Origin of the sequence: Nostoc sp. PCC 9305, from assembly GCF_963920915.1 — a bacterium.
Classification (GTDB): Bacteria; Cyanobacteriota; Cyanobacteriia; order Cyanobacteriales; family Nostocaceae; genus Nostoc.
In genome coordinates, this window is the sequence record NZ_CAWUDN010000189.1 from 1 (window position 1) to 7,674 (window position 7,674).

At 43.1% G+C, this 7,674-nt stretch carries 5 protein-coding genes; 1 reads left to right on the forward strand and 4 read right to left on the reverse strand.

Annotated elements, in window-relative coordinates:
* Positions 1 to 185 precede the first annotated feature (185 nt).
* From ACM0OX_RS34515 to ACM0OX_RS34530, 4 genes are all read right to left on the reverse strand, one after another.
* Positions 186 to 1,571, reverse strand: a complete 1,386-nt coding sequence (locus ACM0OX_RS34515) for an eCIS core domain-containing protein (protein ID WP_414519575.1) — start codon at positions 1,569 to 1,571, stop codon at positions 186 to 188.
* 329 nt (positions 1,572 to 1,900) lie between these two features.
* Positions 1,901 to 2,956, reverse strand: a complete 1,056-nt coding sequence (gene acsF / locus ACM0OX_RS34520) for a magnesium-protoporphyrin IX monomethyl ester (oxidative) cyclase (RefSeq protein WP_414519577.1) — start codon at positions 2,954 to 2,956, stop codon at positions 1,901 to 1,903.
* Between the two features lie 442 nt (positions 2,957 to 3,398).
* Positions 3,399 to 5,150, reverse strand: a complete 1,752-nt coding sequence (locus tag ACM0OX_RS34525) for an ABC transporter ATP-binding protein (RefSeq protein ID WP_414519579.1) — start codon at positions 5,148 to 5,150, stop codon at positions 3,399 to 3,401.
* Between the two features lie 245 nt (positions 5,151 to 5,395).
* The gene (locus ACM0OX_RS34530; protein WP_414519581.1) at positions 5,396 to 6,046 is read right to left on the reverse strand and encodes a hypothetical protein; all 651 of its coding nucleotides are present in this window, start codon (positions 6,044 to 6,046) and stop codon (positions 5,396 to 5,398) included.
* A gap of 403 nt (positions 6,047 to 6,449) precedes the next feature.
* Between ACM0OX_RS34530 and galE the strand changes: the two genes are divergently transcribed.
* Complete coding sequence (gene galE, locus ACM0OX_RS34535; protein WP_414519582.1) at positions 6,450 to 7,448, forward strand: UDP-glucose 4-epimerase GalE; 999 nt, start codon at positions 6,450 to 6,452, stop codon at positions 7,446 to 7,448.
* Positions 7,449 to 7,674 lie beyond the last annotated feature (226 nt).

The window sequence follows — 7,674 nt, forward strand, 5'->3', positions numbered from 1 at the left end:
TTTAGGGGGATCTAGGACGATTTTGGTTTTCTAGAAAGATGTGTGTACACCGTAGGTTCTTCGGGAGGGGAGACAAAGCGTAGCTTTGGCAGGGTGGGGTTCTTTCTTATTTTTGATTTATGCAAGAGGTCTAGGGTAAACGCGAAAATTATTAACCGATTTGCCTTGTTATGGTGTTTTCGCCTTTATTTTTGAGTTTGAACCTCTACCTTTGCATCCGATTCATCTCCACTTTGAGAAACTTTTTCTGGGCCGCACTGTACCGGAGTTACTCCTGTACCTTGAGTGAGTCCGTGTTTCGTTGTGGCGTCATAAGCATTGTTATCAGTATTCGCTTGGGCGTAAGTATCGTTAAAAATCTTGTCAGATGCTGAGGTTGTTTTGCCAAGAAGCTTTTTGTGTAAATCTTTAAAAGCCTTCTCGTCAATACTAATGTGCCCATTCTCGTGCGTATCAAGAGCGCTATAAAACCTTGCCCATTCTTTTTTAACAGGTTCGCACTGTTGGTCGAGTTCCGTCCAGACGGGCATTGCCTTAGTTTCTGTTACTAAGACATCTGCCTCGTAAACAATTTCATCGGATTTATCTTCTGCTTGGTAAGTTTTGACATCTTTTGCGGGGGCACAAGTAACACTGCCCGCTTCGCCCTTTCCTTGTGATGTTAAGTTTGTAATTGCTTCGGTAATATTTTTTCCCGAAGCAGTAATTGTGGCATTCTTTTTGTCAATTTTAGTTGTCCCTTTTTTGGGCGGCATACCATTAGATGTTTGTTCAACAGGTGCTGGTGCTGTAGAAGTATCGCTTTGTTTCTGCACTTTGCCTGTCTGCTGTACCACATGGGTTAACTCATGGGCTGTCAACTCGTTATTACCAGGTGATTTCTCGGCGCTAAAGTAAACATCACTACCATGAGTAAAGGCCTGCGCTCTCAAAGACTGACTCATCTGCATAGCATTGGAGTCAGTATGTACTCGCACATTGTCGAATTTACTACCGAAGCGTGGTTCCATAAAGTCTCGCACTTCGGGAGATAACGGGCTTCCTCCACCCTTACTATTATTTAACTGACTCTCAATATTATCTTGGGTTTGAACGCTGCGATCGCTAACCCTTTGTAGCGACAACTCGGTTTGTACTTCCTCTTTTTCTTGCTCACAATCTGCACATTCTCGTTGTACTATATGTGAATCTATTCCACCAATATTTATATTTGACTTAGGTCTAGGTAGAAGCATAATCTGGTCAGATGACTGCTCATACTGGTCTTTTGGCTGGCTACCTAAAAGTTGCGGCTGTGGACGACGCAAAGATATGCGACTAATGTCGTGAACAAAAGGTTTTTCTTTGATAGCTTCTGGTTCTAATAATTGCTCGTTAGCAGACGGGGCTTCTTGAAGGTCGCCATTGAGTGGAGTATTATTATTTGTTGGTAAACCAAAACCGCGTGTTGGACTGGCCAATGTGGGAATATTGGATGAGACAAGCGATGGATTCGTAAAATTTGATGTTCCTGTGTTGGGTCGCTTCCATATGGGTAAAGGCAAAGCGGCTTGTCTTTTAATGTCGCTCATCTCTCAATTCCTACATTTTCTAGATTAATTAGGACTTATGCAAGAGCTTTCTGAAACTCTTATTTCTCCGTGTCCTCTGCGCTCTCTGTGGTTCGTTTTTTCATGATTTTGCGTAAGTCCTGTTAATTAGTGAACCTCTTATCTATTGCATTCCACGATTATATATATACAAAAATATAACTATTTTATTGACATCCTTATGTATAGACTTTAGTCTAGTCTTGTCATCATTCAGCTACCCAAATATTCAAGAATTGACATCTCGTGAAATTAATTATGTGTTATTCAGAACGCATAATTAATTTCACCAGCAGATGTCTAAGAAATAGCTAACGAACCGTTCCCCGCAGGGCTTCAGTATCAATTGGTTTGATGAGGTAAATTAACAGCAGATTCCAAACAATTGCTGCAATCAAAGGTAGTTTGCGAATTAGCTTTACCAATTTCGGGTTATAACTGCCTTCAATCTCTGCAATTTTCAAGTTGTAACCTGCACAGCGTTGCAGACGTGGGAAAAACTTGGGATGTTCGGTATTCAACATTACAGGAAAAGCCCGTCCTGCGGTTTCATTGGTGTTGCGAACAACTTGAATATCAAATTCTGTGGCATCAAGTCCCAATGATTTGTAGAAGCCGGAACGTTCATGAACTGTCAGGGTGTGAGTAGCAAATACCGATAGCAAGAAAAAGCGACTCCACAGCCTAGATTTCCAGGTGTTCCAAAGTTGCGGTTGAGAACGCAATAATGCCTTGAATATATCTCCGTGGCGGTTTTCGTCCTGACACCAACTCTCAAAGTAGCGGAATATCGGGTAAAACTGGTTTTCTGGGTGCTTTTCTAGATGCCTGAAAATAATAATGTAACGCCAGTAGCCGATTTTTTCTGAGAGGTAGACGGTGTAAAGTACCCATTCAATCGGGAAAAATGTATAAGTGCGGGTTTTGGTAACAGTGCCTAAATCAAGGGAGAGTTTAAAATCGGCCATGGCTTTGTTGAGGAATCCAGCATGGCGGGCTTCATCACGTGCCATCATTTGAAAGATTTCCGCTAGCACTGGACTGCGATTTTTTAGCTTGCGGGATAATTCCTTGAATAGCAAGAAGCCGGAAAACTCAGAAATGCAAGAGCGTTCCAAATACTCTATAAACGCCTGCCTTGCTTCACCGTCAATGTGTTCCCAAGACTGCTCAAACGCTTCATCCCGAACAAAATGGTGGCGGTTGTAGTCTGTCCGCATTTCTGTCAGCATCGCCTGCAACTCCGTTTCCTGGGCAGACAAATCCAGCTTGGCTGCGGTTTCAAAATCTGTAGTGTAAAACCGGGGGGTGAGTACAGTTTCTTTGCTGGGGGTTTTGATTTCTGGCTTGGGTAGGGTGTTAACCATGAGTAATGAGGCGCTCGAGTCAATAGTTCTATAACTATAAAGTTATGACAAATGCAATTATTTTGCTAGACCTATTTACAATCCTTCAGTAAAGTCGGAATTTCTGAATTTTTCTTCAACGCGTCGCGCCCAGGATTCCCCAATTTCGGCGTTGCAGAACAGTGGGATGAATTGGGGCAAGCAGGGGGAGCAGAGGGAGCAGGGGAAGCAGAGGGGCAATTTTGGAAGTTGCTAAATCATCCCGCAAATATGCAATGCCCCAATTTCAGCCAAGCTTGAAGGTGAGTAATGGTCGCTCTGGGACTGGTTACTGGGTACTGGGGAAGAAATTTTTTAAGAATTGGTTGGGGTCTGAATCCCCATTCAAATCTCCCCAATCCCCAGTCCCTAACTCAATCATAATTCTTTCCTTCTGCCTTCTGCCTTCTGCCCCCTGCCTCCTTCACCGCAGTAATTCCTCAACTTGATGCTGGCTCCACAACGTTCTGTATAAACCCTGTTGTTGCAAAAGTTCTAAGTGATTTCCGATTTGCACAATTTTTCCCTTTTCCATGACAAAAATTCGGTCAGCCGCCGCCGCCGCTGATAATTGGTGCGTAATAAAAATTACTGTTTTACGTTCAGTACCACTGGAAAGATTTTTGAGGATTTTCGTAGCTGTTTGATTATCCACGCTAGAGAGAGCGTCATCCAAAATTAACACTGGAGCATTGACCAACATTGCACGAGCCAAAGCAGTACGTTGCCGTTGACCGCCAGAAAGATTAATACCGCGTTCGCCAACAATAGTTTCATATTGCTGCGGAAAATTCTGAATTTCTGATTCAATTTGGGCAAGTTTAGCGACAGATTCTACCTGCTGTTGTTCGCTAACTGGATCGCCGTAGCGAATATTATTTTTGATTGTAGTGCTAAATAGAAAGCTATCTTGAGGAACGTAGGCGATCGCACCTCGTAAATCTGTCAAAGCAATCTTAGTAATATCTACCCCATCTAAAAACAATTGTCCTGATTCAATATCCAACAAGCGCGGTAAAGCATTGGCCAAAGTAGATTTTCCCGAACCAATCGCCCCAACAATCGCTACAGTTTCTCCAGGAGCAATGGTAAAGTTAATATTTGCTAAAGCTGGAGTCGTGGAACCAGGGTAATTGTAGGTAAGATTTTTAGCTGTCACTTCGCCTTTAAGTTCAGCCATTGGCAAATGTATGGCATCAGCTTCATCTTTAATTTTTGGTGTGACAGAGAGAATAGCTTCAAGCCTATCGATACTAACTTCACCGCGTTGGTAGGCAGTAATTGTAAATCCTAAAAGGGCAGTGGGGAAAACTAGACGCTCTACATAAATTAATAATGCTAAAAAATCGCCAACCTGAAGCGTGCCAGCAGACATCCGTGCCGACCCTAGCCAGATGATTACCAGCGAACTGATATTAGCTAGCCCACCAATTAGCGGAAACAGTGTATTGCGGATTTTTGCCAATTCTAGGTTAGCAGTCAATAGCTGCTGATTTTTCTTGGCAAAAGCTCGACGCTCGTTTGCTTCTTGAGCATAGATTTTAATTAAGGCAATGCCACTGATATCCTCTTGGATGAGTTCGCTGATGTCAGAGAGTTGCTCTTGGACTGCTGCTTGTTGTTTGCGTAAGCGATCGCTAAACAGACTCACCAACAAGAGCATAAAAGGGTACACTGCTAGGGCGGCTAGGGTGAGATCCACACTAATCGCCAGCATTACTGGCAGTGTCAGGGCGTAGGCAAACATTGTATTTGCCAAACTCAAGACCGCAAAACCTAATAACCGCTTGATATTATCTACATCACTGGTAGCCCGACTAATCAAATCGCCAGCAGTATTACTGGCAAAATAACCAGGCTCCAACTTCAGTAAGTGTTCAAAAATCCGTTGTTTCAGGTCAAATTCCACCTGACGCCCCACCCCAAATAGCCAAATGCGTGATGCCATCCGCATTAGCCACATCGCCGAACTGAGCAAGATAATCACTACTACGTAATGTAGTATTTGGTTCCAGCTGAAGGTTGTCGAGAGTTTATCAACACCAGCACGAATCAACCAAGGGATATAAACACCCAGTGCATTGACAGACAACAAAGCGAGAATACCCAAGGAGGCTTCCCGCCAATGGGGTCGTAGGTAAGCACTGAGTTTAGCGATTCGTCGAGATTTTGCCATTAAAGCAATTGTGCAACTTTATCATCTAGATTAACTGCTAGTCCAAGAAGGCAGCTATGAAGAGGGAATATCGCTTGTTATAAATTCAGCTTTTGTTACCTCTTTTAACTGGATAGTTATTGCCGTTGGTACTAGTAGCCCACCACAGTAACTTTAATGAAGAAATAAGTTCGTAGTCAGGACTTTAGGCGTTGAATTAAGCGCTCAAGCGCTCACTACGAACCAAGTATTGTTCTCTTGCCTGATTACCGCTGAACACGCAAGAACCTGTAAACTTCAAGGAGATAACTTTCCCAAGTTCTTGTTGTCAATTGCAACGTTTGTGCATCCGGTACAAAGTCTTCAAGTCGTAAACCGCGTGTGCGAATATCTTGAGGATTTCCTTGTAATAAATAGGGAGGCACTCTCAAATTATAAGAAAGAATGCTATCCCCCCTTACATCTGAGATGTTCGCTGTGGTAGGTTGCCCTAATGCCACTAGTGTCCCAGATGTTGGTGTAGCAGTTGCGACAGACGTTTCACCTGTCATTGCTAGAGGTGCTCTATAAAGGAAATAGGCGACTGCTGGTGTACTTGCTAACAGCAAAATCGTCAGTGCCCAACCAATCAAGTATCCTCCTGGTTTCTCTATTCCACCTCCTTTGATTTTCTGAGCGGCAAGAATCATCAGTAAAACAGAGGCTCCTAGAGGCTTGAGTGGAAAAGATAGCATCCTCCACAACGACGCCACAGCAGGTTCATTGGGGTTAAGAAATGATAGGGCTACGATTACCAAGATAACGACTAAGATTAATCGCCCGACAAAACTTCCAGAAGGATAAAATCGCTGGAACAGAGAATAAACGATAGTGCCAATCAGCAGCCACAGCAGTACCCGGCTTAACAATAGAAACATAGACTAACTCTCAAATTTGCTGGTGCAGTGAGCCAGTGTGGTGGTGTTTGCGTAGCGTCTCCGTTAGGAGAGGCAGTCCGTTTCGATTGGGGTTGCCCCCAGAAAAGACTGCCATGCTGGAAAACCATGCATGAAACAACTGGCGACTTCTTACTGATAGCGACGTTAGAAGCGTCACCCGTAAGGCTCAACCTAGAGGTTTCGGGAAATGGATTTATTTTATTGTCAAATTGTAATCGCACTGTTTGACTTAAAATTTCTCAAACCTCACACCCAATGACTACCGTCGTAGTGATTTTAGTGCAATTTTTTGACACTGCGTCTATTATTTATAATTTTCCAGAAGAGTAATCTCATACCGGTAAACTAAATTAATTAAGTAATCGACTCAAAAGGAAAAACTATGTCGCCTGAAAAGCCTACTATTCTGGTAACGGGAGGAGCTGGATATATTGGTTCCCATACAGTGCTTGCTTTGAAGAAAGCGGGTTATGGCGTTGTCATACTTGATAATCTGGTCTATGGACATCGCGATCTAGTAGAAAAGGTTTTACAGGTAGAACTGATAATTGGGGACACAAGCGATCGCGCCTTGCTCGATCATGTATTTAAAACCCACGATATTGCCGCGGTGATGCACTTCTCTGCTTATGCCTACGTAGGAGAATCAGTGAGCGATCCGGCCAAATATTACCGCAATAACGTTCTTGGTACTTTGACCCTCTTAGAAGCGATGCTGACAGCATCTGTAAAGAAATTTGTCTTTTCTTCTACCTGTGCCACCTATGGTGTACCGGAATTCGTGCCCATTCCAGAAACCCATCCCCAAAATCCAATTAATCCCTATGGCGCGACAAAGCTGATGGTAGAAAGGATTCTCTCTGATTTTGATGTCGCTTACGGTTTGCAATCAGTGCGTTTTCGCTACTTCAATGCTGCTGGTGCTAATCCCGATGGCTTACTGGGCGAGGATCACAACCCAGAAACCCATTTAATTCCTTTGGTGCTAATGACAGCTTTAGGCAAACGAGAATCCATCTCAATTTTCGGCACTGATTACCCCACACCCGATGGTACGTGTATTCGCGATTATATTCACGTTAACGACTTAGCAGATGCCCATATTTTGGGATTGGAATATTTATTAAAAGGTGGCGATAGCGAAGTTTTTAATTTGAGCAATGCCAGCGGCTTCTCCGTCAGAGAAGTCATTGCCGCAGTCGAAGAGGTGACAGGAAATTCGATACCAGTAGAAGAACGCGATCGCCGTCCTGGCGATCCCCCAGTTCTGATTGGCACCAGCGAGAAAGCCAGAACAATCTTAGGCTGGCAACCTCAGTATCCATCCATCAAAGATATTGTCGCTGACGCGTGGCAGTGGCATCAGAAGCGACATAAATAAAAGTTAGGAGTTAGGAGTTAGGAGTTAGGAGTTAGGAGTTGGGAGTTAGGAGTTAGGAAATTTTAGATTTTAGATTTTAGATTTTTTCTTCAATCCAAAATCCAAAATTCAAAATTCAAAATCTAAAATAGTTAAGTCTTGAATTCATAACTCATAACTCATATAACTCATATAACTCATAACTCATAACTCATAACTCATAACTCATAACTCATAACTCATAACT

Bases quoted from the DNA above. Each gene is read 5' to 3' on its own strand.
- galE (WP_414519582.1), top strand. From the start codon at position 6,450: ATGTCGCCTGAAAAGCCTACTATTCTGGTAACGGGAGGAGCTGGATAT.
- ACM0OX_RS34525 (WP_414519579.1), bottom strand. From the start codon at position 5,150: ATGGCAAAATCTCGACGAATCGCTAAACTCAGTGCTTACCTACGACCC.
- acsF (WP_414519577.1), bottom strand. From the start codon at position 2,956: ATGGTTAACACCCTACCCAAGCCAGAAATCAAAACCCCCAGCAAAGAA.
- ACM0OX_RS34515 (WP_414519575.1), bottom strand. From the start codon at position 1,571: ATGAGCGACATTAAAAGACAAGCCGCTTTGCCTTTACCCATATGGAAG.
- ACM0OX_RS34530 (WP_414519581.1), bottom strand. From the start codon at position 6,046: ATGTTTCTATTGTTAAGCCGGGTACTGCTGTGGCTGCTGATTGGCACT.